Source organism: Flavobacterium soyae (assembly GCF_021245985.1).
GTDB classification, from domain to species: Bacteria; Bacteroidota; Bacteroidia; order Flavobacteriales; family Flavobacteriaceae; genus Flavobacterium; species Flavobacterium soyae.
In genome coordinates this window covers 1-26,736 of sequence record NZ_JAJQXA010000021.1, presented here as the reverse complement: position 1 = coordinate 26,736, position 26,736 = coordinate 1, and the positions used below count along the sequence as shown (strand labels likewise).

Genomic DNA, 26,736 nt, shown 5'->3' with positions numbered 1-26,736 from the left:
ATGACATTGCCCGTAGAGACTATACGTTCATACTTTATTTATAATGACAAAAAATCCCTTTATCATAAACAGTCCATAAACTTGCTTTTTGGTTTGCTGCTTTCAAGGCATTGTTTGCCCAGGTATTGCAGGTATAAAAAAGGCTGTAACTTCCTTTTGCTTCATAAAAAGCATCTTTCTTTCCGTAACTGTGACCTTCTATCCATTCCGGGTGAATTGGATCGCTGAAACTATCTGAAATATAATTAACCAGACTTTGATAATTTTCTTTTGAAATCAAAATACGTTTGCAGTCCTCCCCTTCTCTCAATTGTTTAAAAAATGTAGTATGCATTGCCGATGAACTGATTCCGAATGCGGCTTTGCAGGCTGTACTTACTTTTAAATCTGACCACTCTGGTGTATCAAGATAAAATCCTTTGTCACCCCAGCCAAAAGCAATAAAATTCATTAAAGAATCTTTTGATTGTGTTTGGTTAAACTGAATTTCGTTTCGCCAGTCTTTAATTTCGTTTTTTACAGGAACTACAATATCAGTATGAACGCCGTTTGAGAGAATATAAATGGGAACTGCATTTTGCTCTTCGACCTGAGCAACATCAGAATTAACGGTAATTTTAGAAATCAGATAAACTGATAGTACATAAAGGACAAGAAAACTAAAGATTCCGAAAAGCGTCCATTTTAGTATTCTGAAAGTTTTTTTTAGCATTTTTATTGGCTTATTTTAGATTAGTGATTGGTTATTTTTCTGTAACCAATTTTTGAGCCAAAAATTTTCAAACTGTAAATTTGCTTGCGAAATGGCACGCGGATTTTACGGATTCGCTTTCGCGAAAGCGCGGATTTAAACGGATTTTTTTATTCTCATTTTTGTCATCCTGAGGAACGAAGGATCACACTAGAATTTCCGCAATCTAAGTCGTTAATCTTTGTAGAGTTTTGTTTATGATCTTTCGTTCCTCAGGATGACAAACTTTGTGGTTATTCATTTTATAACAAAAAAACTGCTGAATTCCTCCAGCAGTTTTAGTATATTCTCTATAATCTTTCTTCTATTCTCTAAAAAAAATTAAACGTTAAAACGGAAATGCATTACATCACCATCTTTTACAACATATTCTTTTCCTTCAACTTTAAATTTTCCAGCTTCTTTTGCTTTTGATTCAGAACCGTATTGAACGTAATCATCGTATGAAATAACTTCGGCACGAATAAAACCTTTTTCAAAATCAGTATGGATAACTCCTGCTGCTTGCGGCGCAGTTGCTCCAATATTGATTGTCCAGGCACGAACTTCTTTTACACCAGCTGTAAAATAAGTCTGCTGTTTTAATAATTTATAAGCTGCACGAATTAAAACTGATGCTCCCGGCTCTTGCAATCCCATGTCTTCTAAAAAAACCTGACGCTCTTCGTAGCTTTCTAACTCCGTAATATCAGCCTCAGCACCTACTGAAAGTACAATAACTTCAGCTTCTTCATCTTTTACTAATTCACGAACCTGGTCAACATATTTGTTTCCGTTTACTGCAGAACTTTCATCAACATTACAAACATATAAAACCGGTTTTGCAGTAATTAATTGAAAACCTTCCATTAAAACCTCTTCGTCACTATTTTGAGGAATAATTGTTCTCGCAGATTTTGCCTGCAATAACGCTTCTCTAATTCTATTAAGTAACGCTTCTTCAGCCTGAGCTTCTTTATTGCCTGTTTTAGCAGCACGTTTTACTTTTTCTAAACGTTTTTCGATTGTTTCTAAGTCTTTTAACTGTAACTCAATATCAATCGTTTCTTTATCACGAATTGGATTTACATTTCCATCAACGTGAACAATATTATCATTATCAAAACAACGCAAAACGTGAATAATAGCATTACATTCTCTAATGTTTCCTAAAAACTGGTTTCCAAGACCTTCACCTTTACTTGCTCCTTTTACCAAACCTGCAATATCTACGATATCTACAGTTGCCATTTGTACACGCTCTGGTTTTACTAATTCTTCTAATTTGTTGATTCTCGGATCCGGAACGTTTACAACACCAATATTAGGTTCGATTGTACAAAACGGAAAGTTTGCACTCTGCGCTTTTGCATTAGATAAACAATTAAATAATGTTGATTTTCCAACATTTGGTAATCCTACAATTCCTGCTTTCATCTGTTGTTTCTATTTATTTTATTTGGACTTTGAACTTATCAAAGTCCCCATTAACTCTCTATTTTAATGGATTATGATTTACGTGTTTCTTTTTGTTTCTGCCAAAATGATATTTTTTGGCTTTAAAATTTTGCAAATATAAGATTTAATACCTCGTGAGCGAAGTAAAAATGTGCATTAATATAATTTTAGGGTAATTCTTAAAAATTTTTAAACTTATTATTAAGTTTTTGTTAAAAAATATTACTTTTATAAAAGTAATCAACAAAAAACCAAACAAAAAACCAACAACCATGAAAAAGATTGCATTATTTTTATTACTGCTGAATTCAGCGTTTCTTTTTGCTCAAAAAGAAGTCTCGGGTGTCGTTAAGGATAAAACCGGTACACCGCTTCCGGGTGTTAATGTTGTAGAAAAAGGGACTTCGAATGGCGTTTCTACCGATTTTGAAGGTGGTTATAAAATCAAAGTTAAAGAAGGCGCTACATTGATTTTTAGTTATGTAGGCTTTGCAACAGTCGAAAAATCAGCTTCGGGAGACAAAGTGGATGTTTATTTAGACGAAAGCGGCGGGCAGGTTTTAAGTGATGTAGTTGTTACAGGTTCCAGAAGTACTAAAAGAACCGTTGTAAACTCTGCCGTTCCTATTGATGTTATTAATGTAAAAGATGTTACAACGCAAAGTGGTAAAATTGAAATCAATCAGTTATTGCAATATGTTGCCCCATCTTTTAACGCTAATAAACAATCGGGTTCTGATGGTGCAGACCACGTAGATCCGGCTTCTTTAAGAGGGATGGGACCAGACCAGACTTTGGTTTTAATTAACGGAAAAAGAAGACATCAATCGTCTTTAATCAATTTATTTGGAACAAGAGGACGTGGAAATACAGGAACTGACTTAAATGCGATTCCGGCGGCTTCTATTAAAAGAATTGAGATTTTGCGCGACGGTGCGTCGGCGCAATACGGTTCTGATGCCATTGCCGGAGTTATCAATATTATTACAAATGATAATGTAAACGAACTTACAGGGTCTGTAACTTATGGTGTTTTTAATACGCATGCAAAAGGAGATTTTCTTCCGGGAACACCAAATACTAAAGGATACAGATTAGATCAGGACGGAAATGGAAATTCATATGGAAAGGATCAGGATTTTGACGGAGGTTCTGTAAGAGTTGCTGCTAATTATGGTGTGGCATTAGGGACTAAAGGCGGCTATATAAACTTTACGGGTGAGTTTTTAAATAAAAACAAAACTCTAAGACCTGCTTATGATTTTAGAAAAGGTTTTGGAGATGCCAGTATGCACGGCGTAAATTTATTTGCCAATTTATCTATTCCAATTGATGATAAAACAGAATTTTATGCTTTTGGAGGCAGTAATTTTAGAGATACAGATGCATATGCTTTTACCCGAAATGATGGTGAAAGAGTAGTTGAATCAGTTTATCCGGGTGGTTATACACCTAGAATTACATCAAAAATTAATGATAATTCAGTTGCTGCCGGAATTAAAACCCTTTCTTCGGGAGGATGGAAATTTGATTTAAGCAATACTTTCGGAAAAAATAAATTCCAGTATGATATTAAAGGAACTATAAATGCTTCGCTTGAAGAAAAATCGCCGCATGAGTTTGATGCCGGAGGACACAGTTTGCTTCAAAACACAACAAATTTTGATATTTCTAAAAACTACGACAGCGTTCTTAATGGTTTTAATATTGCTTTTGGAACTGAATTTAGAGTAGAGAAATTCGAAATTTTTGCAGGAGAAGAAGGTTCTTACACAACCTACGACACAAACGGACAGCCAATTACTGATCCAACAACTCAAAGCGCGCCTATCGATCCTGTTTCTGGAAATCCCAGACCAGGAAGTTCGCAAGGTTTCCCAGGTTACAGCCCGGCAAACGAAGTTAACGAAAGCCGTACCAACTTCTCTCTATATGCTGATGGTGAGTTAGATGTAACTAATTCTTTTATGGTAAACGCAGCCGTTCGTTTTGAAAATTACAGCGATTTTGGAAGTACTGTAAACGGAAAATTAGCTTCAAGATTAAAACTTGGCGATCACTTTAATTTAAGAGGTTCTGTGAGTACAGGCTTCCGTGCACCATCATTGGCTCAAATTTATTATAATTTACGTTTTACAAACTTTAATGCAAGCGGTGCAACCGAAGTTTTACTCGCACCAAACGACAGTGAGATTACCAGAGCTTTTGGAATTGGTAAATTAAACGAAGAAAAGGCCGTAAATGCCTCTTTAGGTTTTACAGCTTCTTTTGGAGATTTCACTGCAACGGTTGACGGTTATTATATTAAAGTAAAAGACCGTATTGTTCTTACCGGATATTTTGATGCAAGTTCTTTAAATCTTGGTGTTTCTGAAGCACAGTTTTTTGCTAACGGAGTTGACACAAGTACACATGGTCTGGATTTAGTTTTATCCTGGAAAAAAGCATATGATTTTGGAAATTTCGGAGCAACTTTGGTTGGAAATATCAACGATATGAAAATTGACAAGGTTAAAAATGGCAATTTAGATGAAGCTACTTTCTTTGGAAAACGTGAAAAAGCCTTTTTACTAGCTTCTGCACCTGACAGCAAATTTGGTTTAAACTTAACTTATTCCAAAAGTAAATTCGACGCTGGTTTAGCTTTTACTCGTTTCAGCAAAGTGGTTTTAGTTGATTATGCTGATGAAGATGACGTTTACAACCCAAGATTAGTTACCGATTTAACTATAGGATACCAAGTTACTAAAAGCTTAAAATTAAGCCTTGGAAGCAATAACTTGTTTAATGTTTATCCAACGAAACAAGACGAACAAGGAAATACAGAAGCTGGTGGATATTGGGATGCTGTACAAATGGGTTTCAGCGGAGCTTATTACTATGCCAGACTTGGATTTAATTTCTAACCCAACTTATCCTGACTAGATATGTCATCCTGAGCGAAGTCGAAGGACATATTCTGGTTTTAACGAAAGTTATACAACAACAAAAAGGGCTTGGACTTCGCTCAACCTGACAATATTTCAATTATACAGAACAAAAAATCCTGAACTTATTTGTTCAGGATTTTTGCTATATAATTGTTTAACAACTTCATAACTTATAACTCATAATTTATAATCCAAAGATGCAATGATTGCCTTTTCTTCATCAGTGGCAACAAAGCCGGAAATATCCCAATAATTTGTCAAGATTTTGTTTTTTTTATTAAACAATGATTTCTCTTTAAAAACATCACTTTCATTATAAGTAAAATTCTGTCTGTTAAAATTCGTAGTTACAAAACTATTTCTCACCTGAATTTTCTTTACCTGATCTTTTAATATAAGGTTATAGGCAATTTCTTCATTTGAATTCAGCAGATAATAATCTTGTCCGTCAAATCTATAATCTACTCTTACAGAAGACTTTGTAATATTTTTTGAGTTTACCGTTGTTTTCTCTTCAATTTTATCAAGATTTTGAGGAGTAATATCTATTGTAAAACCCATAATAAGTTTTTTTACAGGATCATAAACTATCTCAAAATTATCTACAGCTTCCTTCGCTTTATCGAGAGGTGTAATATACATTACATAATAATCTTTATTTTTAGCGTGGCCTCTAATAACAAAATCATATTCTTTTTTTGTTTTTGAATCCAATAACGGATCAAAATATTTAAAATCAGAATAATTTTTCATGATATTATTCAAATCATATCCTCTCAAATCAGCACTTATATCAGTTTCTAATAATCCGTATGACCTGTTTTGTTCAACAAGCAAAGTAGTTGCATTATTATTTTTATCGAACTGAAAATTAACTAATCCGTCATTGTAATAAGAATACTGATTATTGAGCATAAAAAACTCCCTTACATATACTTTTTGTCTATGCGAAATGCTGATTTTTTTCGTAGAATTTGAAACTAATTTCTGCAGTATTTTTTCCGGATCCTCTCTAGACAAAACTACTTCGTCCAGTTTATTGTTTTTACTCTTTAAATAAATAACAAATTTTTGATCTCCATTTAATGATGTCCAGCGTACCGTTGCATCCTCATAATCAGTTTGAGAAACCTGAACATTAGAACCGCCCGTAAGCATAAAAGTTACCTTACCTTCTTCATTGCTTAATAAAATCTGTTTGGTTTTCATTATTACAACAGTAGCATTTTCAATAGGCAGTAACGTTTCTATATCTCGCACAAAAATAGAATATTCTTGATTTTGTGAGAAAACACAAACACTAAATAAAACAAAAAATAAAAGTATACTTTTCCTCATAAGCTTGTTAAATTTTCAACTAAAGTATTGTTTTTTTAACATTAAAGCAACACCCTGAAAAATAAAACATTCGTTATCAACAAACTAACTTTTACAAATACCTGATATCAGGGCAAAAAAAACCTAAGCAAGTGCTCAGGTTTTTCAATATAAATATACTTTTAAAGAAATTATTCTCCATGTAAAAACGCCTGTCTGTTCAACAAGGTTTCTTCATCTTCTACATGATTATCATCCGGCACACAGCAATCAACAGGACAAACAGCAGCACATTGTGGTTCATCATGAAAACCTTTACACTCTGTACATTTTCCTGGAACGATATAATAGATTTCGTCAGAAATTGGAGTCTGAGCGTCATCAGCGTCAACTTCAGTTCCATCAGGTAAAATTACAGTTCCTTTTAGGTTTGTTCCGTCTTTATATCTCCAATCATCTGCTCCTTCATATATTGCTGTATTTGGACACTCTGGTTCACAGGCCCCACAGTTTATGCATTCGTCAGTTATAATAATTGCCATCTTTTTATTTGTCTTAAAGTTAAAAATCTAAAGTCTTAAAGTTAAAAAAAGTACGAAAGAGACATTTCTCTCTTTTGACTTTAAGACTTTTGACTTTCGACTTAATTATGCTTATTTTTGTGCAAAATTACAATCAAAACAATTCATAAACAAACATTATGACATTAGAAACAAAAAAAAGTGTTTTTGTTGAATTAGGAAAATTTCTAAGTCAGTTTTCTGAAGAGCAGTCTATGCAAAAATCTGACGTTTTATATAATGATATCTTTTTTGATGATTTCGAAAAACTAATCCATTTATCACAATCTCATAATGGATGGTACACACCGGAACAAGTATATTTTGCAATAAAATCCTGGGCAGATGCTTTAACAGAAGAAAACATCAGCAAATGGATTTCTCAATATTCATCTGACTTCGCTCAGAATGACAAAAAAGAAAAAACAGTTGCTTTGATTTTAGCAGGAAATATTCCACTTGTTGGTTTTCATGATTTTTTATCAGTTTTAATCACCGGAAATAAAGCTTTAGTAAAAACATCCTCAAACGATCAGCATTTACTGCCGTTTTTAGCCAAGTATTTAATTGCTGTTGATGAAAGTTTAAAAGATAAAATCACTTTCGTGGATGGTAAACTGGAAAATTTTGATATCGTAATTGCCACAGGAAGCAACAATACAGCCCGTTATTTTGAGTATTATTTCAAAGATAAACCTTCCATCATCCGCAAAAACAGAAATTCGGCAGCAGTTTTAAACGGAAAAGAAACTCACGAAGAATTAGAAGCTCTTGGCGAAGATATTTTTAGATATTTTGGTTTAGGATGCCGAAATGTATCTAAACTTTTTGTTCCAAGCGGCTATTCATTTGACGCTTTTTTTCAAGCCGTTTTTAAATATCAGGACGTTATTCATTACGAGAAATACGCCAATAATTACGATTACAATAAAGCGGTTTTTTTAATGAGTAATTTTAAATTATTGGATAACGGTTTTTTAACTTTAAAAGAAGATTCAAGCTACGCCTCGCCTATTTCGAGCGTTTTCTTTGAATATTATGAAAATCCCGAGGATTTAAAATCTCGCCTTGAAGCCGATGCAGAACAAATTCAATGTATTGTAAGCAGCAATTTGATCAAAAATAGTGTTGCATTTGGTCAAACACAAAATCCTCAATTATGGGATTATGCAGATAACGTTGATACTATAACGTTTTTGTTAACAACAAAGTAAAAAAATGTTTAATTATTTCGAATTATTTATCGCTTTTTCAGCTCCTATTGCCGAAATTTGCATCTTTAAAATTTCGACTATTAACAAAAACCATGAAAAAACACAACTACAGCGCAGGACCAAGTATTTTACCTCAGGAAGTTTTTGAGAAGGCATCAAAAGCAATTTTAAATTTTAATCATTCAGGATTATCTATTCTTGAAATCTCGCACCGAAGCAAAGATTTTGTTGCTGTTATGGATGAAGCTCGTTCGCTGGCTTTAGAATTATTAGGACTTCAGGGAAAAGGATATCAGGCTTTGTTTTTACAAGGCGGTGCAAGTACTGCATTCTTGATGGCTCCATATAACTTAATGAAAGAAAACGGAAAAGCAGCTTATCTTGATTCAGGAACGTGGGCAACTGCGGCTATTAAAGAAGCTAAACTTTTTGGAGAAACTATTATCGTAGGCTCTTCAAAAGATGATAATTATACACATATTCCAAAAGGTTACGAAATACCAAGTGATGCTGATTATTTTCACTGTACAAGTAACAATACCATCTTTGGAACTCAAATGAAAGATTTTCCGGCAACAAACATTCCTGTTGTCTGCGACATGAGTTCTGATATTTTTTCTCGTGAATTAGATTTCTCTAAATTTGATTTAATCTATGCCGGAGCTCAAAAAAATATGGGACCTGCAGGAACTACTCTTGTTGTAGTTAAAGAAGAAATTTTAGGTAAAAACGGAAGAACAATTCCTAGTATGTTAGATTATGCTAAACATATCAAAGCAGAAAGTATGTACAATACTCCTCCTGTTTTTTCAGTTTATGTTTCATTATTAACTTTACAATGGATTAAAGAAAAAGGCGGAATCGCTGCTGTTGAAAAATTAAACAACGCAAAAGCAGATTTACTTTATGCTGAAATCGACAGAAACCCATTATTTAAAGGTGCTGCTGCAGTAGAAGACCGCTCTAAAATGAACGTAACTTTCTTACTAAACAACCCGGATCATACAGAAACTTTTGATGCTTTATGGAAAGCAGCAAACATTTCTGGATTACCAGGACACCGTTCTGTGGGTGGTTACAGAGCTTCTATTTACAACGCTATGCCTATCGAAAGTGTACAGGTTTTAGTTGATGTGATGAAAGCACTTGAGTCTAAAGTTTAATCGTTTATACGTTTAATTGTTAATTTGATTAACTGTTTAAACGTAAAATGTTTCCTTTAGAAAAATATCATAAAAGAAAAATAATAGATTGGTTCATCGATTAAACAAATAAACGTATAAACGATTAAACAGTTAAACCGATTAACCAAATAAACAATAAACACAACAATGAAAGTATTAGCAAATGATGGAATTTCTAAAAGCGGAATTCTAGCCTTAGAAAAAGGCGGATTTGAAGTTATAACTACAAAAGTAGCTCAGGAACAAGTAGCTAACTTTATTAATGAAAATAATGTAGACGTAATTTTAGTGCGCAGCGCAACTAAAGTTCGTAAAGATATTATCGACGCTTGTCCTGGTATCAAAATCATCGGCCGTGGTGGTGTTGGTATGGACAATATCGATGTGGATTATGCTAAAAGCAAAGGAATTCATGTAATTAATACTCCAGCTTCATCATCAGAATCTGTTGCCGAGTTGGTATTTGGGCACTTATTTTCTGGTGTTCGTTTCTTACATGACTCAAACAGAAATATGCCTCTTGAGGGAGATTCAAACTTTGACGGTTTGAAAAAAGCATATGCAAACGGAGTTGAATTAAGAGGAAAAACTTTAGGTATTGTTGGTATTGGCCGTATCGGACAAGCTACTGCAAAAATGGCTCTTGGTTTAGGAATGAAAGTTATCGCTGCTGATAGCTTTATTCCTGAAGTAGACGTAAAAGTTGAGTTTTTTGACGGTCAGTCAATCACAACTAAAATCGTTTCTCAATCTTTAGAATCTTTATTTAAAGAAGCAGATTTCATTACATTACACGTTCCTGCTCAAGATGGTTATATCATTGGAGAGAAAGAACTTGAAATCATGAAAGATGGTGTTGGAATCGTAAACTGTGCTCGTGGTGGTGTTATTGATGAAGTAGCTTTAGTAAAAGCTTTAGATTCAGGTAAAGTTGCTTTTGCTGGTTTAGACGTTTTCGAAAGCGAACCAAAACCAGAAATGGCTATCTTAATGCACTCAAAAATCTCATTGACGCCGCACATTGGAGCTGCAACCGGAGAAGCACAAGACAGAATTGGTACTGAATTAGCATCACAAATTATTACTTTGTTAAGCTAGTAATCAAAAAATAGATTATCTTTAAAGGGATTTACTATGTATTTGTAGTAAATCCCTTTCTTTTTTATTAGTTTTGGTGTGTAATTTAAACTCTTAAATATTATGTTTGAACAATTAACCCAATTAGTACAGCAATATGGAGGCGATGCTGTTGTTAACAATAGCGCTGTCCCAAACGAACACAATGAAGCCGTAATAAGCGAAACCAGTTCTTCTATTTTTGAAGGATTAAAAAAAATTGCTTCTGAAGGCGGTGGTGAACAACTAGCCGGTTTATTCAACGGAAATTCTCCTATAGACAGCTCGAACCCTGTTGTACAGCAAATCACACAGCAATTGTCAGGAAACCTAGGCGAAAAATTTGGTTTAAGCAGTGCCGATTCATCTGGAGTAGCTTCAAACTTAATTCCGCAGATTTTAGGCTCATTAGTAAATAAAGCAAAAGATCCTAATGACAGCAGTTTTCAGATTTCGGACATTATCAATTCGATTTCAGGAAACAGCGGACAAGCATCAGGAATCATGGATACCATTTCAAAATACGGAACACAATTCGGACTTGACCAAAACAACGACGGAAAAGTCGACGTTGCAGATGCACTCGCAGTTACCAAAAGCAAAGGAGGCATCGCCGGACTATTTGGAAAATTGTTTGGAAGCAAGTAAGATGCTAAGGTTCCAAGCCGCTAAGATTCTAAGCAATAAAATATTAAAAGCTGTTTATTATATAAACGGCTTTTTTTATTTCTAAAACAATTAAAAACTCTGCACTTCCTAATCTTAGCAGTTTAGAACCTTAGCATCTTAACAACTTCAAAAAAAATTCGTAACTTTAGTTCTCAAAAGTAAATGTTATGAAAAAGTGCATTTCCATATTGATTTTATTATTAACAATAATAGCTTGCTCTACAGCTTCGCAAAAGATTGCCAGTACAGATAATAATACTTCAAACAAAAAATTAAGCGATACCGTTAGAATTGCAAATGATTCTTTGGAATACGAAGTAATAATTATCGATAATGGTTTTAGCAGCTGGCTGGCATCAAGGGCATATCCCAGAAATTATCATTCATTAGAATATCTTGAAAACAAAAATAACTTGTATGTAACAGAGTGGAACAGCCGCGTATTACAGCCTCAGCGCTATAATCCAAATTTATACGAAATGTCGATTAATTATCGACCAGACATTCACTACGGCTACGAAGTAAACTACTTAATTTACAATTACATGATTTATTTTCAAAATACTTACAAACAAAAACTTTGGGGGTATGTTCCTTCAAGATAATTACTATATTTGTAATCATTACAAATAGCAATGAATAAATTAAAAGAACGCTGGGGAATCTCCTCAAATCTACAAGCCATTATAATACTTACCGTTTTTGCCATTACAGGATCGGCTTCTGCCTGGCTGTCTAAACCATTTTGCGTTTGGCTGGGAATCACCAAAGAAGATTTTGGAGGCTGGTTTACTTTAATTCGCCTATTAATAATTTTTCCAATCTATCAGGTTCTGCTGGTTGCAATAGGAACCGTGTTTGGGCAGTTTAAATTCTTTTGGAGCTTCGAAAAGAAAATGCTCAAAAACATGGGATTAGGTTTTTTATTCAAAGACTAAACTTTCATTCTCTCTCCTGAAAAGAAATAAGTATAAATCCACGTAAGTGTAAAAGATGGAATTACATCTGTAAACGGAATTATTTCTTCCAGAAATGTCAAAACACCCGCAACTTTTCCAACCCTTCCTTTATACATTCGGGTCATTATAAAAGCCGCAATTGGAGCCCAGATTATATCTCCAAATTCAGCAAATCCAAAAACAGAATAAGTCAGCATGCCAATTCCGTCCAAAATTAAACCAATTATTAATTTTGACATTCTGTTATCTTCTACAACATTTAATTCCTGCATTTTAAGTTTGATTTGAGTTTATCCGAAATTAAAAATAATTTATGAAACTCATTTTATTCCAATATTAAATTTAATTTCAAAATTCCCATATCAAGAAACGAGCCGATTTTTAAATTTTAGATTGTAGATTGCAGATTTTAGATTATTTCTTATTATGAATATCAACGAGGCAAAGAATTGGAATTTGGAATTTAAGATATTGAAATTTGATTCTAACCATAATCTTCGTTTCTTTGTAAAAACAGTTTCAATAAATGATACACGCAAAAAACATACATAAATTCTACGATAAACTTGAAGTTTTAAAGGGAGTTGATTTACATATTAAAAAAGGCGAAATTGTTTCGATTGTTGGAGCTTCCGGTGCCGGAAAAACAACTTTACTGCAAATTCTGGGAACCTTAGATGTACCGGAAAGAAACTCAGATTCATCATTAACCATTAATGGCAAAAACATTTTGAAACTGCAGGATATTGAAACTGACAATTCAAAACAGGAAAAAGCATTTAAAATTATAACTTGGTCAGGTTTAATTTACGCTGTAATTCTGGTTGTTTATTTGTTATTTTTCAGAACGAAAATTTTCGATGACACGTTAAGATTAGTAATAACCGGAGTTTTATTTTTACCAATATTTTTGGTGTTTGTTTACTATAACAGCTATTTTAAGAAGAAAAGCAAGCAGGACAAAATATTATCTGATTTCAGAAATTTAAACCTTGGGTTCATTTTTCAGTTTCATCAGTTATTACCCGAATTTACAGCTTTAGAAAACGTTTGTATTCCTGCTTTTATGGCCAACAAACCAAAAGCTGAAACTGAAAAAGAAGCCAAAAAAATTCTGGATTATTTAGGTTTATCACACAGAATTCATCACAAACCAAACGAACTTTCGGGCGGAGAACAGCAGCGCGTTGCCGTTGCAAGGGCCTTAATCAACAACCCTGATGTGATTTTTGCCGATGAACCGTCTGGAAATCTTGATACACATTCTGCCGAAAATTTACATCAATTGTTTTTCCAGCTTCGTGACGAATTCGGACAGACTTTTGTAATCGTAACCCACAATGAAGAATTAGCCAATATGGCCGACAGAAAATTAATTATGGTCGACGGTCAAATTAGCAATTAGGAGCTATTTCCAAAAAAACTTCGGGGCCATCAGGGCTAAGGCACTCGAATAAACAAGAACATTTCATTTCAAATGAATCAGAAAGAACTCAAAGAATTTCTCGACGAAAAAGTTATTCAATATAACAATCAGGATTTTATCGAAAGTGATCCCGTGCAGATTCCACATCTCTTTACTCAAAAAGAAGATATTGAAATTGCCGGATTCTTAAGCGCATCAATCGCTTGGGGAAATCGTAAAATGATTATCAGGAATTCGCATAAAATGATGGAATTAATGGGAAATACACCTTACGATTTCGTTATGTCTCATTCTGAAGATAATTTAGCTGATTTAGAAACCTTCGTTCACCGAACTTTCAACGGAAAAGATTTCGGTGGATTCATTAAAGGCCTACAGCACATTTACAAAAGCCACAACGGACTGGAATCTGTATTTGCTAAAAATCAGGAAAAAGACAGTCTGCAAAAAAGTATAAGCGAATTCAAAAAGATATTTTTCGAAATCGACCATTTACCTCGAACTCAAAAACATATTTCAGATCCGCTGAATAATTCTGCCGCAAAACGCATCAATATGTATTTACGCTGGATGGTTCGCCAAGATACAAAAGGCGTCGATTTAGGAATCTGGAAAACTATTTCTCCATCCGTATTATCTTGTCCATTAGATGTGCATTCAGGAAATGTTGCCCGCAAACTAGGAATTCTTTCGCGAAAGCAAAACGACGCAAAAGCTTTATTAGAATTAGATACAAAACTTCGTGAAATGGACGCTGCAGATCCTGTAAAGTATGATTTTGCTTTGTTTGGGTTAGGCGTTTTTGAAGGGTTTTAAGCTTTTAAATTAATATATTTTATTTAAGGTTTTGTGCTGCCAGGCTGAGCGAAGTCGAAGCCCACGTTCCAATTGGCACGCTCTTCGACTTCGCTCAGAGGGACAATCAAAGTGAAAATACAACATCTAAAATTACAAAATCAACAAAAAACCGTCATTTTAATGTACATTTGCACAAAATTTAATGCAAATGAGCACTTTCGAAAAATTCAATCTCCCAAAATCATTACAAAAAGCTGTTGACGAATTAGGCTTTGTTACGCCTACTCCTATTCAGGAAAAATCTTTCTCTGTAATCATGTCTGGACGCGATATGATGGGAATTGCGCAAACCGGAACCGGTAAAACATTTGCCTATTTACTGCCTCTTTTAAAACTTTACAAATTCACCAATACCAATACGCCAAAAATCGTAATTCTGGTTCCAACCCGCGAATTAGTAGTTCAGGTTGTAGAAGAAGTAGAAAAATTAACCACCTATATGTCGGTTAAAACATTGGGTATTTATGGAGGTGTAAACATCAATACACAAAAAAAAGCCGTTTACGAAGGTGTCGATATTTTAGTTGGAACTCCGGGTCGTACAATGGATTTAGCACTTGATGCTGTTGTTCGTTTTGATGAAACTCAAAAATTAGTAATCGACGAATTTGACGAAATGCTGAACCTTGGTTTCAGACCACAGCTGACTTCACTTTTAGCGATGATGAAAACTAAACGTCAAAATATATTATTCTCTGCAACAATGACAGATGAAGTTGATGATATATTAAACGATTATTTTGATTTTCCAGAAGAAGTTACCCTTGCAGCATCGGGAACGCCGCTTGAAAAAATTACGCAGATTACATACAACGTTCCAAACTTCAATACAAAAGTAAACTTGCTGAAACATTTATTGCAGAATGACGAAAGCATGGATCGTGTTTTGGTTTTTGTAAACAATAAAAAGATTTCAGATATGCTACATACTCGCATTGAAGAAGATTTTGAAGGACAATTTGGTGTAATTCACTCGAATAAATCTCAAAATTATCGTTTGAGTACCATGGCAGAATTTCAGGAAGGAAATCTTCGCGGTTTAATCACAACCGATATTATGGCAAGAGGTTTAGATATTTCTAATATCTCGCACGTAATTAACTTTGAACTTCCAGAAGAACCTGAATTATACATGCACAGAATTGGTCGTACAGGTCGTGCAGATGCTACAGGAACAGCAATTAGCTTTGTAACTCCAAGAGAAGAGGAATTTAAAATTGAAGTCGAAGTTTTAATGAACCAGGAACTTGATATTACTGATTTTCCTGAAGAAGTTCAAGTTTCATCAAAATTAATCGAGCCTGAAAAAGACAAACAGCCTATTAAGTTTTTAATGAAAAAAGTAAAACTTGAAGGAGACGGAGCTTTTCACGAAAAATCTAAAAAGAATAAAAAAGTCAATTTAGGAGGGCCTTCAAAAACTAAAAAGAAAACTCACGGTTCTGTCAATCGAAATATGCTGAAAACGAGAGATAAGAAGAGGAAAGATAACAACAAATAGTTTCTTTGTAAGAGACAAAGGTTCAAAGAAACAAAGTGACAAAGTATAAAAAGGCTCAAAAGAAAATTTAATTTTCTTTTGAGCCTTTTGCTCTAGTTCAAACCTTTGTTTCTTTGAACCTTTGTCTCTTTTGAACCTTTTTAAAAAACTAAATTTTCGTAAATACAAGCCCTACAGGCGAACACAATTGAATTCTTTTTCCTGTATCAGTAATTTTTCCTGTTGCGATATCTCTTTTAAAAATAACAATATCGTTAGTATATTGATGACCAACTAAAAGGTAATTTCCTGTTGGGTCAATGGCAAAATCTCTTGGGCCTTTTCCTAAAGTACTTTGCTGCTCTACTAATTCTATATTTCCATTTTTAAGAATTTTATATACTGAAACAGCATTAGCATCCGCACGATCAGAAACATATAAAAAATTTCCGTCTGGTGAGATTTTAATAGCCGCTGCGCTCGTTCCGCCTTTAAAGCTTTTAGGTAAAATACTGGTTTCGGCAATTACTTTTAAACTTCCGGTTTTATTATAGCTAAAAGTTGTCAGCGTACCATCTAATTCCTGAACTAAATAAACAAATTTACCATCTTTACTAAAAGTTAAATGTCTTGGGCCGCTTCCCGGTTTTACATCAACACTGCCTTTTAAAGTCAGAATTTCATTTTTAGAAGTTGGATTGTATTTGTAAATAAAGACTTTATCTAAACCTAAATCATTAGAAAGCACAAACTTTTTATCTGGAGAAAAAACCACCATATGTACGTGCGCCTTTTCCTGACGTGCTGCATTAGATCCTTTTCCTTCATGCTGAATCAATTGCTGTACTTCAGAAATGCTTCCATCAGTATTCTTTTTATTATAAACAACGATATTACCTCCGGAATAATTGGCAGCAATTACATTTTTATCATCATTTATTAAATGACAAGGATCTGCTCCCAATGCATCATTTTTATTCAAAAAATTAATTTTTCCTGATGTAGAATCATATCCAAATGCACTTACCGTACTTTGTGTTCCATTCTCATTTACCGCATAAATAAATTTATTATCAGCAGAAACCGATAAATAACTAGGACTCACAACATTTTCAGAAGAATTTTTAAGTTTAAACTCACCTGAATTTGCGTCAAATTCATAAACGTAAATTCCGTTGCTCTGGCATGTATTAGTATAAGTTCCAACCAACAGGTTAAATTTATTTTGAGCTTCTGCAGTTGTAACAGCCAAAGCTGAAAATAATACTAGATATATTTTTTTCATAGTTTGTTTTTTTGAATACGCTAAAATAAGCAATAATATCTTTTAGATCATTACAAATAAAGTCAGAAAAGTTACATTTTCAAAAAGAATTTCCATCATATAAGCTATATAAGTTCATTTAATAAAAACGTATTACTTCCTGCTTATAATCTCTTATATAACTTAAATGGTTTAACTAAACATTGCCTGTCTGGTTTAATTAAAAATTTGTATTTTTGACCAGCATCTTCGCGAAAAATAAAACGTAGCGAAGTAAATCGAAGCCAGAATGCATTTTAAACATCCCGAAATTCTATACTTTCTTTTTTTATTGATTGTTCCAATTTTGGTTCATTTATTTCAATTACGACGTTTTAAAACTTCTTATTTTACCAATGTTCGTTTCCTAAAAGAACTGGCAATTCAGACTCGTAAAAGTTCTAAAATCAAAAAACGATTATTGCTTGCCACACGCCTTTTATTACTTACTTGCGCCATTACAGCTTTTGCACAGCCATTTTTTGAAGCCAAAGACAGTAAAAATGCATCAAACGAAATGTATATTATTTTAGACAATTCGTTTAGTATGCAGGCAAAAGGCAAAAAAGGAGAATTGCTAAAACGTGCAGTTCAGGAATTACTTGAAAACACGCCCGAAACTGCTCAATTTTCGCTGCTTACAAATACCGAAAATTACTGGAATACCGATATAAAATCGACTAAAAGTGCTTTACAGAATCTAAAATACAGCGCAGTGCCATTTGAACTTTCATCGATTATGGCAAAAGTAAAAGCACATAAATCAGCACATAAAAAAGATATTGTTATTATTTCTGATGTTGTTGGTTTAACTGAAAATGATATTAAAAATATTGATACTGAAGAAAAAACCTATTTTATAATTCCCGAAGCCGAGCAAAAAAATAACGTTTCTATTGACAGCGTTTACATCAATCAGACTTTAGAAAATTTCTATGAAATAAGTGTAAACTTATCCGGTTATGGTGAAGATTTTAAACCTATTTCGACTGCTTTGTACAATCAAAATAAACTGATTGCCAAAACAATCATCAATTTTGATACTAAGAAAAAGAAAATCAACTTCACAATTCCAAAAGAAGCTTTTCACGGTTATGTTTCTATTGAAGACAATGGTTTAACTTACGATAACAAATTATTTTTCAGCATTTCTAAAAACAAAAAAACAAACGTAATCAGCATTGGCGAACCTGAAAAAAGTAATTTCTTGTCGAGAATTTATACTTCTGCCGAATTCAATTATAATAATTACTCTATCAGTTCTTTAGATTATAATAGTTTAGAAAAACAAAATACAATAATCTTAAACGAATTAGTTGAAATTCCGCAGGCTTTGCAAACGACTTTAAAAGCCTTTGTTTCTAAAGGCGGAAATTTGGTTGTAATTCCTTCTGAAAAAAGTTCCATTTCAAACCTGAATTCATTTTTAGGAAATTTTGGAAAAGTTCAGTTCAACAATCTCAAAACAGAAAGTAAACTCATTACCAAAATTAATTTCGATCACCCTTTATTTTCTGGAGTTTTTGAGAATAAAATAACGAATTTTCAATATCCAAAAACAAACAGTTCATTTGATATTTCGAGTCCATACCCGGCGGTTTTATCTTATGAAGATCAAAGTACATTTGTAACGGCAATTCAAAATCCTACGGCTGGAATTACTGTATTTTCGGCACCAATAAATGCAGTAAATTCAAACTTTCAGCAATCGCCGTTAATTGTTCCGTTGTTTTATAAAATGGCGCAGAACAATCAAAAAACGGGTGTAAATGCTTTAACTATTGGAAATAATCAGCCGTATTTCGTTGATGTTTTGCTGACAAAAGATGCTATTTTGGAGGTAAAAGGAACAGAAGATTCGTTTATTCCGATTCAGCAGATTTTGAATAATAAAGTCAAATTAACGTTCAATGATTTCCCGGAAACAGCTGGAAATTACAGCATTTTTGATAAAAAAGAATGGGTTGAAAATTTGAGCTTTAATTACAAAAGAACCGAAAGCGATTTGAGTCAGGTAAACACAAACGTAGTTTCTGATTTTAAAACCGCCGATACGATTTCGACCATTTTTAACACCTTACAAACTGAGCGGACTGACAGCCAAATTTGGAAATGGTTTGTTATCTTTGCACTGTTATTTTTAGCATTAGAAATGGCGATTATAAAATTCGTGAAGTAGATTTCTAACTGTTCGTTTTCGTATGTCATTTCGACCGCAGGGAGAAATCGCACATGTTGAGAACGCACTGAGCGGAAAATTGGATGCGATTTCTCCTTCGTCGAAATGACATACAGGAATCTTTAAATAAAAAATAAATTTCTCTACATATGAAAATAATCATCAAAAGCGCCAAAATTATCGACTCAAAAAGTCCGTTTCATAACCAGACCGTTGATCTTTTAATTGCAGATGGTTTAATTGAAAAAATAGGAGTTTCTCTTCCAAATGATGATGCAGAAGTAGTAAGATTCGACAATCTTCATGTTTCTCAAGGCTGGTTTGACAGCAGTGTTTCGCTGGGCGAGCCAGGTTATGAAGACAGAGAAACTATTGCAAACGGATTAAATGTTGCGGCAAAAAGCGGTTTTACAGCAATTGCTTTACAGCCGAACTCCTTCCCGATTATCGATAATCAGTCTCAGGTAAATTTTGTAAAAAATAAGGCAAATGGTTTTGCTACAGAAATTTTTCCAATTGGTGCTTTAACAAAAGCCAGCGAAGGAAAAGACATGGCAGAGCTTTATGATATGAAAAAAGCCGGAGCAATTGCTTTTGGAGATTATAACAGAAGTATTGATAATGCTAATCTGCTAAAAATTGCATTGCAATATGTTCAGGATTTTGATGGTTTGGTTATCACTTATTCGCAAGATCCAAATCTAAAAGGAAACGGAGTTGCCAATGAAGGAATCGTTTCGACAAGATTAGGTTTAAAAGGAATCCCGAATTTAGCTGAAGAACTGCAAATATCAAGAAACTTATTTTTATTGGAATATACGGGTGGAAAACTTCATATTCCGACGATTTCTACAGCAAAATCAGTTCAGTTAATTAGAGAAGCTAAAGCTAAAGGTTTAAACGTAACGACAAGTGTTTCTGTACATCATTTGGTTTTAACTGATGAAAAACTAGACGGTTTTGACACTCGTTTTAAAGTTACGCCGCCATTACGCACAGAAGTTGACAGACAGGCTTTACTAAACGGAATTGCCGACGGAACTATCGACACAATTACATCAGACCATAACCCGATTGATATTGAATTCAAGAAAATGGAATTTGATACGGCTAAAAACGGAACTATAGGTCTTGAAAGTGCTTTTGGAGCATTATTAACGGTTTTACCTCTAGAAACTGTAATTACAAAATTGACTTCAGGAAGAACTGTTTTTGGTCTTGAAAACAATACAATTGTTGAAGGTGCTAAAGCAAACTTTACTTTATTTACTCCAGAAGGAAAATCAACTTTTACGAAAGAGAACATTCTTTCAAAATCTAAAAATTCTGCTTTTTTAGGAACTGAACTTAAAGGTTCTGTATACGGAATTTTAAATCAAAATAAACTTGTTACAAAATAATATAATGAACAATACAATCGAAGAAGGAAAATCAATCGCCATTACAAGTTATATCCTAATTATTGGTGTTTTGATTGCAATGTCTATGAATTCTGAAAACAAAAACAGTTTTGCGTCTTTTCATATTCGTCAGGCTTTAGGTTTATCGCTGACTTTTATTTCTTTCGGAGCTATAATCAGTAATTTTGATAGTTTTTTAATCACTTTCCCAATGTGGATTTGTATTTCAATTCTTTGGACTTATGGAATTTTCAACGCTATTCAAGGCCAGATGAGACCAATTCCTTTAGTTGGAAATCTGTTTCAAAAATGGTTTAAATCTATAGGTTAGGAAATTTCAATGTTTAAATTCCAAAAAAGAAATCCGTTAAAATCAGCATTTTCGCTTTAGCGAATCTGTTTTATCGGCGTATAAATTTTGAACACGGATGACGCAGATTTGCAAGCAAAAACGCAGATAAAAACAGATTTTTCATAATAACATAAACAAGCTTAGTCAAAGTTTGAAACTGAACACTAAAAACCGAACACTGAACATTAAAAAAATGAATCTATCTTTAGAATATAAAATACAAGAGCCAAAAGTAATTTTAGATAAAAATCCGTTATTGCTTTTATTACATGGATATGGCAGTAACGAAGCCGATTTGTTTTCGTTTGCTTCTGAACTTCCGGATAATTATTATATCATTTCGGCCAGAGCGCCTTATGATTTACAATATGGTGCTTATGCTTGGTACGCAATCAATTTTGATGCTGATCAGAATAAATTTTCAGACAACGAGCAGGCTAAAACTTCAAGAGATACAATCGCTGCTTTTATTGATGAATTGATAGCAAATTATCCTATTGATGCTAACAATGTAACTTTGATTGGGTTTAGCCAAGGTTCCATTTTAAGCTATTCAACAGCACTTTCCTATCCTGAAAAAATTCAGAGAGTTGTGGCGATGAGCGGTTATTTTAATGAAGAAATAATCAAAGATGGTTTCGAGAAAAATGACTTTAAAAACTTAAAAATATTCGCTTCACATGGAACTGTAGATCAGGTTATTCCAATTGAATGGGCTAGAAAAACTCCGGCAATTTTAGAAAAATTAAATATTCCGGTTACTTACAAAGAATATCCTGTTGGTCACGGCGTTGCACCACAGAATTTCTTTGATTTCAGGAATTGGCTGGCTCTTTAATTTTAAGGATTTTAGTCCATGAAAATAACTTGGTTTTTAAACAAAGAAAACAACAATTTAGATTTAATTAGAATCTTATTAGCTTGTATTGTTATAGTAGGACATACAATTCCATTAAATGGAGAAACCCCTTATTGGACAGATCCTTTAAGTTTCTTTTTGCCTGTAACTTATTCTGGTGCACTTGCTGTAAAACTTTTCTTTTTTATAAGCGGATTAGTTGTCACAAATAGTTACCTAAAAAATGACAATTTTGTATATTTTACAATATCCAGAGTGTTTCGGATTTTGCCTGCTTTACTGTTTCTTTTACTAATTACTGTCTTTATAATTGGACCAGTTTTTACTAATGTCAGCATTTCAAAATATTTTTCAGACATAAACAATTTTAAATATATAATAAGAAACCTGCTTTTTCAAACCAAATATACACTAACAGGAGTTTTTAGTGATAATTTATATAAGGATATTGTTAATGGCTCTTTGTGGAGTTTGCGTTATGAAGTAAGGTGTTACTTTTTTTTAATGTGTGCTTTTTTGCTTTTTAAAAACAAAAGAACAATTATTTTCAATATTATTTTTATAGCAATTTTTATTGAAAGTTTTTTACCAACTCATATTATTCTGAGCAGACTAAGCACCAATCCTGAAATTTATTATCTCCCTTTTTCTTTTGCTTATGGTACTTTTTTAGCAATAAATCAGAACAAATTTGTAATGAATTTACCAATAGTTATACTGTCTTTTCTTGTATACTTTCTATTTAAAAATAATCCTGCAGAAGAACTATTTCTAATAATTGCTTTTTGTAACTTAATCATCTTTATTTCTTCCAGAAAATTTATTTTAAATTTTAAGCCTAAGCATGATATTTCGTACGGAATATACCTTTGGGGCTTTTTAATTCAGCAAATAGTTTATTTTATTTTCGGAAAAATATATGCTGGATTCCATTTCCTAATAGCTTCTATTGCATCAATCCTGATTGCTTATATTTCATTTATCTTGATAGAAAAACCATCTATGTTATTTGGCAGACAGATTTTAGCCTTTATAAATTTAAGAATGAACGAGATTAAAAAAAAGAACTAATTTATTTTAGTATTCAGTGTTCAGTTTTTTAGTATTCAGTTTCGAACTATAACTGTAAACTGCAACTGAATACTAAAAAACTGAACACTGAACACTAAACTACTCTCCTGTATAAATAATCTTCCCGGCTTTTTTCAGGACATAGCCTTTCCAGGGAATTAATTGATAGTCATCTTTATTCCACGAATCTCCTTCTGATTTTCTTTCTAAAATAATAGATTCTTTTTGGGTATCCAGAAAAAGTTCGGCTTTATTTCCATCAAAAATTACGTAGGCAGCGGTTGTATAAGTTTTACCTGTTTCTTCTGTATGCGATAGTTTTGTTCCTTCAAAAATTCGGATACATTCTTTTTTTAGAGTTGACCAGGTATAACCTGCAGAACCTTTGCATCCGTGTGCGTCAGAATCTCCTCCAACTAATTTCTTTTCCTGCGGTTCTTTAACGGCCGTACTTTCCTGTGAAACTTTTTTTGCGCAAGAAAATGTCACAGCTGCAATAATCATAAACAAAAACATTTTTTTCATAATCCTCATTTTTAATTATTAGTCAAAAAAAATAGGATTATAAAATCCTATTTTTGATATAACCAAGTTTGATTTACTTCAAAGGTAATATTATCATTGTTATCAACAAAGTATTTTAACAAGACTTCTCCCCATAATTCACCATTACTATAATCTGCAATGATCCAGCGGTGGTTTAAAATTTTTACTTTATTGATGATAAATTTATTTGGTCCTATCTGATCTTGCCCTGTGTATGGGTTTCCTTTTGGATTTGAATTGAAATCTAATAATTTTTCTGTTACAACCGGAATTAGTTTTTCAAATAAAATTACTTTTCCTCCAGAAGCACTGTTATCAAAATAGTTTTGCGCATTTTCATTGTGTTCTAAAGAAAAATAATCTGCATCGGCTAATTTAGCCGATACTAAATTAATACTGTCTCTTAGCTTTTTAGTTGTTTTCTCATATCTTTCTTCACCAAATTTCACTTCACGGCTGTAAAACATATAAGTAAAAACATTCATTAATATCGCAAGGATAAAAAGGTAAAGCATTAAGGATTTTTTCATTTTGTGGTATAATTAAATTGTAATTTCTAAATTATCGTAAGCCAGAAAAACGTTTTCAGGAAGTTGTTTCTGCACTTCTTCGTGAAAACCTAAAACATGGCTGATGTGCGTTAAATAAGCTTTTTCAGGTTTTACAAGATTGATAAAATCAAGCGCTTCCTGCAGGTTAAAATGTGTATCATGAGGTTCAACGCGCAAAGCATTTACAACCAAAACTTTTAAGTCTTTAAGTTTATCGATCTCCGTTTGTTCGATTGTTTTTACATCGGTTAGATAGGCAAAATCATCGATTCTATATCCAAAAACCTGCAAATCACCATGCATAACGTTTATTGGAATTGCTATTTTATCACCAGCAGCAAAAGATTCATTGTTTTTGACTTCAATGGTTTTTACACTTGGGGCACCCGGATATTTATTTACTGTTTCAAAAACATAATCAAAACGGCGTCTTAAATTATCGAGTACACGTTCATGTCCGTAAATTGGGATTTCACCTTGTCTGAAATTATACGGACGAATATCATCTAATCCTGCCGTGTGATCTGCATGTTCGTGCGTGAATAAGATGGCATCAAGTTTACGGCATCCGCAGGAAAGCATCTGCTGTCTGAAATCGGGACCGCAATCGATTACAAATGAATGCTCATCCCATGTAATCCAGATGGATACACGAAGCCTTTTGTCCTTAGCGTCAGTGCTTTTGCAAACAGGATGATCAACTCCGATAATCGGAATGCCTTGAGAAGTACCAGTACCTAAAAAATAGACCTTCAATTGAACTTAATTTTTTTACAAAAATAGGATTATTTCTCTTTCATTAGAACCCTAATTTACTAACTTTGTAACAAATCTATTTAAAATAAAATGGGTACAGAAATAAAACTCAAAGGTGACAAGGTCATCGAACAGATTCCTTCTATAAAAGACAAAGCTTTACGCATTAATTTAAACGAGAATATTTACGGAACATTTGCTGAAATTGGTGCTGGACAAGAGACAGTTAGACATTTTTTCAGGTCTGGAGGTTCTTCAGGAACTATTGCAAAAGCGATGTCAGCTTATGACAAAGATTTTAGTGATGCTGTTTACGGAGTTGAAAGTGACGGAAGATATGTTACTGAAAACCGACTAAAAAAAATGCTCACATTTGAAGGGGAATTGATCGAAGAACGTTTGAGCAGAGAAAAACACCCAAATAAACTTTTCTTCAGCTACGCTAATACGGTAGCAACCATAGATTTTGCGAAACAATTTAAAGGACACGGCTGGGTTGGAATTAGATATCAGATTGAACCAGACGAAGCTTACAACGAAATTATACTTCACATTCGTTTTAAAGAAACCGATGCCAGACTACAACAAGAAACACTTGGAATTTTAGGTGTAAATTTAATTTACGGTGCTTTCTATAAATATAATGACCCGAAACGTTTACTGCGTTATTTATACGACCATTTAGACAAAGATCAGTTAGAGATTGATACGATTAACTTTTCAGGCCCGCGTTTTGCTGATGTAGACAATCGCTTGATGAGTTTACAGCTGGTTAAAAACGGAATGACAGATGCCGTAATGTTTAATCCTGAAGGAAAAAATATTCTTCCGGCTGCTATTTTATACAAAAAGAACCTTTTGGCTTTAAGAGGAAGTTTTCGTCCGGTTACGAAAGTAAATATGGACATGTATGAGAAATCGTTGAAAATGTTCCTTGAAGAAAATAAAGTTGAAAAAGATAATACGTTAGTAGTTTTTGAAATTACGCTTTCGAATTTACGTTCTGACGGAGAAATCGATGAGCGCGACTTTATGGACAGGGCCGAATTACTTTGTTCGCTTGGTCAGACGGTTATGATTTCAAACTTCCAGGAATATTACAAAGTAGTTGAATATTTTGCCAATTATACTAAAGCCCGTATGGGATTAGCAATGGGTGTAAACAACCTTGTAGATATTTTTGATGAGAAATATTACCGTCATTTAAGCGGCGGTATTCTGGAAGCATTTGGAAAATTATTCTATCGGGATATGAAAGTTTTCCTTTATCCAATGCTGGACGAAGATGGCGTATTGATGAATTCAAGTAACTTAAAAGTTCATCCTAGAATGAAAGAATTGTACAAATTCTTTAAATTTAATGGAAAAGTGATTGATATTACAGATTACGATCCGCATAATCTGGAAGTTTTCTCCCGCGAAGTTTTAAAAATGATCAACCAAGGCAAAAAAGGCTGGGAACCAATGCTTCCGCCGGGTATTGCAGAAATTATAAAAGAGCATCATCTTTTTGGATATCATCCGCAAAAAGAACTGGAGCAAAATACTTAAAAAATCCCTTATTTGGGATTTTTTTTGTTTCAGGTTTATTTTGTTTCAAGTTTTGTTTTTTAAGCTGAATGTTTTTTAACGCAAAGTTCGCAAAGCTTTGTATTGATTAAACTTTGCGAACTTTGCGTTTTCTTAGCGTGCTCCTATGTTTGTCAAGTTAATTTACGATGAGTGATCGTTATGTTTAAATTTGCAATAATTAAGTGAAAAGGAATGAGAGTCCATTGGCGCCTAAATAGTTCAAGAAACATATTCTCGCAAAGAAAT

24 protein-coding genes and 2 pseudogenes are annotated in these 26,736 nt (G+C 33.3%); 17 read left to right on the top strand and 9 right to left on the bottom strand.

The window, feature by feature from the left end; translation table 11 throughout:
* Positions 1 to 34 precede the first annotated feature (34 nt).
* Both LUU93_RS19385 and ychF read right to left on the bottom strand, forming a co-directional pair.
* Entirely contained in the window at positions 35 to 712 is a 678-nt protein-coding gene (locus LUU93_RS19385) for a TIGR02117 family protein (RefSeq protein WP_232682805.1), read from the bottom strand.
* Positions 713 to 1,072: 360 nt separating this feature from the next.
* The gene (ychF, locus tag LUU93_RS19380; protein ID WP_232682804.1) at positions 1,073 to 2,167 is read right to left on the bottom strand and encodes a redox-regulated ATPase YchF; all 1,095 of its coding nucleotides are present in this window, start codon (positions 2,165 to 2,167) and stop codon (positions 1,073 to 1,075) included.
* 293 nt (positions 2,168 to 2,460) lie between these two features.
* Between ychF and LUU93_RS19375 the strand changes: the two genes are divergently transcribed.
* Positions 2,461 to 5,094 carry a TonB-dependent receptor gene (locus tag LUU93_RS19375; RefSeq protein ID WP_232682803.1) on the top strand — a complete coding sequence of 878 codons (2,634 nt, stop codon included), beginning with the start codon at positions 2,461 to 2,463 and terminating at the stop codon, positions 5,092 to 5,094.
* 201 nt (positions 5,095 to 5,295) lie between these two features.
* Here the strand turns inward: LUU93_RS19375 and LUU93_RS19370 are convergent, their stop codons facing one another.
* Together LUU93_RS19370 and LUU93_RS19365 are read right to left on the bottom strand one after the other, a co-directional pair.
* Entirely contained in the window at positions 5,296 to 6,456 is a 1,161-nt protein-coding gene (locus LUU93_RS19370) for a peptidase associated/transthyretin-like domain-containing protein (protein WP_232682801.1), read from the bottom strand.
* Between the two features lie 170 nt (positions 6,457 to 6,626).
* On the bottom strand, positions 6,627 to 6,977 hold the full coding sequence (locus tag LUU93_RS19365; RefSeq protein ID WP_232682800.1) for a 4Fe-4S dicluster domain-containing protein: 351 nt from the start codon (positions 6,975 to 6,977) through the stop codon (positions 6,627 to 6,629).
* A gap of 158 nt (positions 6,978 to 7,135) precedes the next feature.
* On the opposite strand from LUU93_RS19365, the gene LUU93_RS19360 reads away from it, so the two are divergent.
* The 6 genes from LUU93_RS19360 (at position 7,136) to LUU93_RS19335 (ending at position 12,116) form a co-directional block, all read left to right on the top strand.
* The gene (locus LUU93_RS19360; protein WP_232682799.1) at positions 7,136 to 8,209 is read left to right on the top strand and encodes an acyl-CoA reductase; all 1,074 of its coding nucleotides are present in this window, start codon (positions 7,136 to 7,138) and stop codon (positions 8,207 to 8,209) included.
* 92 nt (positions 8,210 to 8,301) lie between these two features.
* Positions 8,302 to 9,372 (top strand): 3-phosphoserine/phosphohydroxythreonine transaminase, encoded by a 1,071-nt coding sequence (gene serC / locus LUU93_RS19355; RefSeq protein WP_232682798.1) that lies wholly within the window; start codon positions 8,302 to 8,304, stop codon positions 9,370 to 9,372.
* Between the two features lie 168 nt (positions 9,373 to 9,540).
* On the top strand, positions 9,541 to 10,491 hold the full coding sequence (locus tag LUU93_RS19350; protein WP_232682797.1) for a D-2-hydroxyacid dehydrogenase: 951 nt from the start codon (positions 9,541 to 9,543) through the stop codon (positions 10,489 to 10,491).
* A gap of 102 nt (positions 10,492 to 10,593) precedes the next feature.
* Entirely contained in the window at positions 10,594 to 11,157 is a 564-nt protein-coding gene (locus tag LUU93_RS19345) for a DUF937 domain-containing protein (protein ID WP_232682796.1), read from the top strand.
* A gap of 188 nt (positions 11,158 to 11,345) precedes the next feature.
* The gene (locus LUU93_RS19340; protein WP_232682795.1) at positions 11,346 to 11,783 is read left to right on the top strand and encodes a DUF6146 family protein; all 438 of its coding nucleotides are present in this window, start codon (positions 11,346 to 11,348) and stop codon (positions 11,781 to 11,783) included.
* 30 nt (positions 11,784 to 11,813) lie between these two features.
* Positions 11,814 to 12,116, top strand: a complete 303-nt coding sequence (locus LUU93_RS19335; RefSeq protein WP_232682794.1) for a DUF6787 family protein — start codon at positions 11,814 to 11,816, stop codon at positions 12,114 to 12,116.
* Here the strand turns inward: LUU93_RS19335 and LUU93_RS19330 are convergent.
* Positions 12,113 to 12,409: a hypothetical protein gene (locus tag LUU93_RS19330; RefSeq protein WP_232682793.1), complete on the bottom strand. Its 297-nt coding sequence runs from the start codon at positions 12,407 to 12,409 to the stop codon at positions 12,113 to 12,115. The two genes, LUU93_RS19335 and LUU93_RS19330, sit on opposite strands and share 4 nt — an antisense overlap.
* A 254-nt stretch (positions 12,410 to 12,663) precedes the next feature.
* Between LUU93_RS19330 and LUU93_RS19325 the strand changes: the two are divergent.
* The 4 genes and pseudogenes from LUU93_RS19325 to LUU93_RS19310 form a co-directional block, all read left to right on the top strand.
* Positions 12,664 to 12,876 (top strand): annotated as a pseudogene (locus LUU93_RS19325) (ATP-binding cassette domain-containing protein); the annotation flags it as partial.
* A 216-nt stretch (positions 12,877 to 13,092) separates the two neighbouring features.
* Positions 13,093 to 13,542: pseudogene (locus LUU93_RS19320) on the top strand (ABC transporter ATP-binding protein); the annotation flags it as partial.
* A gap of 72 nt (positions 13,543 to 13,614) precedes the next feature.
* Positions 13,615 to 14,379, top strand: a complete 765-nt coding sequence (locus tag LUU93_RS19315; RefSeq protein WP_232682792.1) for a TIGR02757 family protein — start codon at positions 13,615 to 13,617, stop codon at positions 14,377 to 14,379.
* 190 nt (positions 14,380 to 14,569) lie between these two features.
* Positions 14,570 to 15,922 (top strand): DEAD/DEAH box helicase, encoded by a 1,353-nt coding sequence (locus LUU93_RS19310; RefSeq protein WP_232682790.1) that lies wholly within the window; start codon positions 14,570 to 14,572, stop codon positions 15,920 to 15,922.
* A gap of 148 nt (positions 15,923 to 16,070) precedes the next feature.
* Here the strand turns inward: LUU93_RS19310 and LUU93_RS19305 are convergent, their stop codons facing one another.
* Positions 16,071 to 17,186 carry a lactonase family protein gene (locus LUU93_RS19305; RefSeq protein WP_232682789.1) on the bottom strand — a complete coding sequence of 372 codons (1,116 nt, stop codon included), beginning with the start codon at positions 17,184 to 17,186 and terminating at the stop codon, positions 16,071 to 16,073.
* Between the two features lie 268 nt (positions 17,187 to 17,454).
* Here LUU93_RS19305 and LUU93_RS19300 point away from each other — a divergent pair, with 268 nt between their 5' ends.
* The 5 genes from LUU93_RS19300 to LUU93_RS19280 all read left to right on the top strand — a co-directional run bounded on the left by LUU93_RS19300 (position 17,455) and on the right by LUU93_RS19280 (position 23,065).
* A complete protein-coding gene (locus LUU93_RS19300) occupies positions 17,455 to 19,383 on the top strand; it encodes a BatA domain-containing protein (protein WP_232682788.1) in 1,929 nt (642 codons plus the stop codon).
* A gap of 149 nt (positions 19,384 to 19,532) precedes the next feature.
* Entirely contained in the window at positions 19,533 to 20,783 is a 1,251-nt protein-coding gene (locus tag LUU93_RS19295; protein ID WP_232682787.1) for a dihydroorotase, read from the top strand.
* A 4-nt stretch (positions 20,784 to 20,787) separates the two neighbouring features.
* On the top strand, positions 20,788 to 21,114 hold the full coding sequence (locus tag LUU93_RS19290) for a hypothetical protein (protein WP_232682786.1): 327 nt from the start codon (positions 20,788 to 20,790) through the stop codon (positions 21,112 to 21,114).
* A 214-nt stretch (positions 21,115 to 21,328) separates the two neighbouring features.
* Complete coding sequence (locus tag LUU93_RS19285; RefSeq protein WP_232682785.1) at positions 21,329 to 21,973, top strand: alpha/beta hydrolase; 645 nt, start codon at positions 21,329 to 21,331, stop codon at positions 21,971 to 21,973.
* 18 nt (positions 21,974 to 21,991) lie between these two features.
* Positions 21,992 to 23,065: an acyltransferase family protein gene (locus LUU93_RS19280; RefSeq protein WP_232682784.1), complete on the top strand. Its 1,074-nt coding sequence runs from the start codon at positions 21,992 to 21,994 to the stop codon at positions 23,063 to 23,065.
* 99 nt (positions 23,066 to 23,164) lie between these two features.
* Here LUU93_RS19280 and LUU93_RS19275 read toward each other — a convergent pair whose 3' ends face one another.
* The 3 genes from LUU93_RS19275 to LUU93_RS19265 are packed head-to-tail and all read right to left on the bottom strand — an operon-like array spanning position 23,165 to position 24,918.
* The gene (locus LUU93_RS19275; RefSeq protein WP_232682783.1) at positions 23,165 to 23,590 is read right to left on the bottom strand and encodes a hypothetical protein; all 426 of its coding nucleotides are present in this window, start codon (positions 23,588 to 23,590) and stop codon (positions 23,165 to 23,167) included.
* 47 nt (positions 23,591 to 23,637) lie between these two features.
* Positions 23,638 to 24,141 (bottom strand): hypothetical protein, encoded by a 504-nt coding sequence (locus tag LUU93_RS19270; RefSeq protein ID WP_232682782.1) that lies wholly within the window; start codon positions 24,139 to 24,141, stop codon positions 23,638 to 23,640.
* Positions 24,142 to 24,153: 12 nt separating this feature from the next.
* The gene (locus LUU93_RS19265; protein ID WP_232682781.1) at positions 24,154 to 24,918 is read right to left on the bottom strand and encodes an MBL fold metallo-hydrolase; all 765 of its coding nucleotides are present in this window, start codon (positions 24,916 to 24,918) and stop codon (positions 24,154 to 24,156) included.
* A gap of 90 nt (positions 24,919 to 25,008) precedes the next feature.
* Here LUU93_RS19265 and LUU93_RS19260 point away from each other — a divergent pair, with 90 nt between their 5' ends.
* On the top strand, positions 25,009 to 26,469 hold the full coding sequence (locus LUU93_RS19260) for a TonB-dependent receptor (RefSeq protein WP_232682780.1): 1,461 nt from the start codon (positions 25,009 to 25,011) through the stop codon (positions 26,467 to 26,469).
* Positions 26,470 to 26,736 lie beyond the last annotated feature (267 nt).

Excerpts from the sequence above, each read along its gene's own strand:
- LUU93_RS19385 (WP_232682805.1), bottom strand. The coding sequence starts at position 712 with ATGCTAAAAAAAACTTTCAGAATACTAAAATGGACGCTTTTCGGAATC.
- ychF (WP_232682804.1), bottom strand. The coding sequence starts at position 2,167 with ATGAAAGCAGGAATTGTAGGATTACCAAATGTTGGAAAATCAACATTA.
- LUU93_RS19375 (WP_232682803.1), top strand. The coding sequence starts at position 2,461 with ATGAAAAAGATTGCATTATTTTTATTACTGCTGAATTCAGCGTTTCTT.
- LUU93_RS19370 (WP_232682801.1), bottom strand. The coding sequence starts at position 6,456 with ATGAGGAAAAGTATACTTTTATTTTTTGTTTTATTTAGTGTTTGTGTT.
- LUU93_RS19365 (WP_232682800.1), bottom strand. The coding sequence starts at position 6,977 with ATGGCAATTATTATAACTGACGAATGCATAAACTGTGGGGCCTGTGAA.
- LUU93_RS19360 (WP_232682799.1), top strand. The coding sequence starts at position 7,136 with ATGACATTAGAAACAAAAAAAAGTGTTTTTGTTGAATTAGGAAAATTT.
- serC (WP_232682798.1), top strand. The coding sequence starts at position 8,302 with ATGAAAAAACACAACTACAGCGCAGGACCAAGTATTTTACCTCAGGAA.
- LUU93_RS19350 (WP_232682797.1), top strand. The coding sequence starts at position 9,541 with ATGAAAGTATTAGCAAATGATGGAATTTCTAAAAGCGGAATTCTAGCC.
- LUU93_RS19345 (WP_232682796.1), top strand. The coding sequence starts at position 10,594 with ATGTTTGAACAATTAACCCAATTAGTACAGCAATATGGAGGCGATGCT.
- LUU93_RS19340 (WP_232682795.1), top strand. The coding sequence starts at position 11,346 with ATGAAAAAGTGCATTTCCATATTGATTTTATTATTAACAATAATAGCT.
- LUU93_RS19335 (WP_232682794.1), top strand. The coding sequence starts at position 11,814 with ATGAATAAATTAAAAGAACGCTGGGGAATCTCCTCAAATCTACAAGCC.
- LUU93_RS19330 (WP_232682793.1), bottom strand. The coding sequence starts at position 12,409 with ATGCAGGAATTAAATGTTGTAGAAGATAACAGAATGTCAAAATTAATA.
- LUU93_RS19315 (WP_232682792.1), top strand. The coding sequence starts at position 13,615 with ATGAATCAGAAAGAACTCAAAGAATTTCTCGACGAAAAAGTTATTCAA.
- LUU93_RS19310 (WP_232682790.1), top strand. The coding sequence starts at position 14,570 with ATGAGCACTTTCGAAAAATTCAATCTCCCAAAATCATTACAAAAAGCT.
- LUU93_RS19305 (WP_232682789.1), bottom strand. The coding sequence starts at position 17,186 with ATGAAAAAAATATATCTAGTATTATTTTCAGCTTTGGCTGTTACAACT.
- LUU93_RS19300 (WP_232682788.1), top strand. The coding sequence starts at position 17,455 with ATGCATTTTAAACATCCCGAAATTCTATACTTTCTTTTTTTATTGATT.
- LUU93_RS19295 (WP_232682787.1), top strand. The coding sequence starts at position 19,533 with ATGAAAATAATCATCAAAAGCGCCAAAATTATCGACTCAAAAAGTCCG.
- LUU93_RS19290 (WP_232682786.1), top strand. The coding sequence starts at position 20,788 with ATGAACAATACAATCGAAGAAGGAAAATCAATCGCCATTACAAGTTAT.
- LUU93_RS19285 (WP_232682785.1), top strand. The coding sequence starts at position 21,329 with ATGAATCTATCTTTAGAATATAAAATACAAGAGCCAAAAGTAATTTTA.
- LUU93_RS19280 (WP_232682784.1), top strand. The coding sequence starts at position 21,992 with ATGAAAATAACTTGGTTTTTAAACAAAGAAAACAACAATTTAGATTTA.
- LUU93_RS19275 (WP_232682783.1), bottom strand. The coding sequence starts at position 23,590 with ATGAAAAAAATGTTTTTGTTTATGATTATTGCAGCTGTGACATTTTCT.
- LUU93_RS19270 (WP_232682782.1), bottom strand. The coding sequence starts at position 24,141 with ATGAAAAAATCCTTAATGCTTTACCTTTTTATCCTTGCGATATTAATG.
- LUU93_RS19260 (WP_232682780.1), top strand. The coding sequence starts at position 25,009 with ATGGGTACAGAAATAAAACTCAAAGGTGACAAGGTCATCGAACAGATT.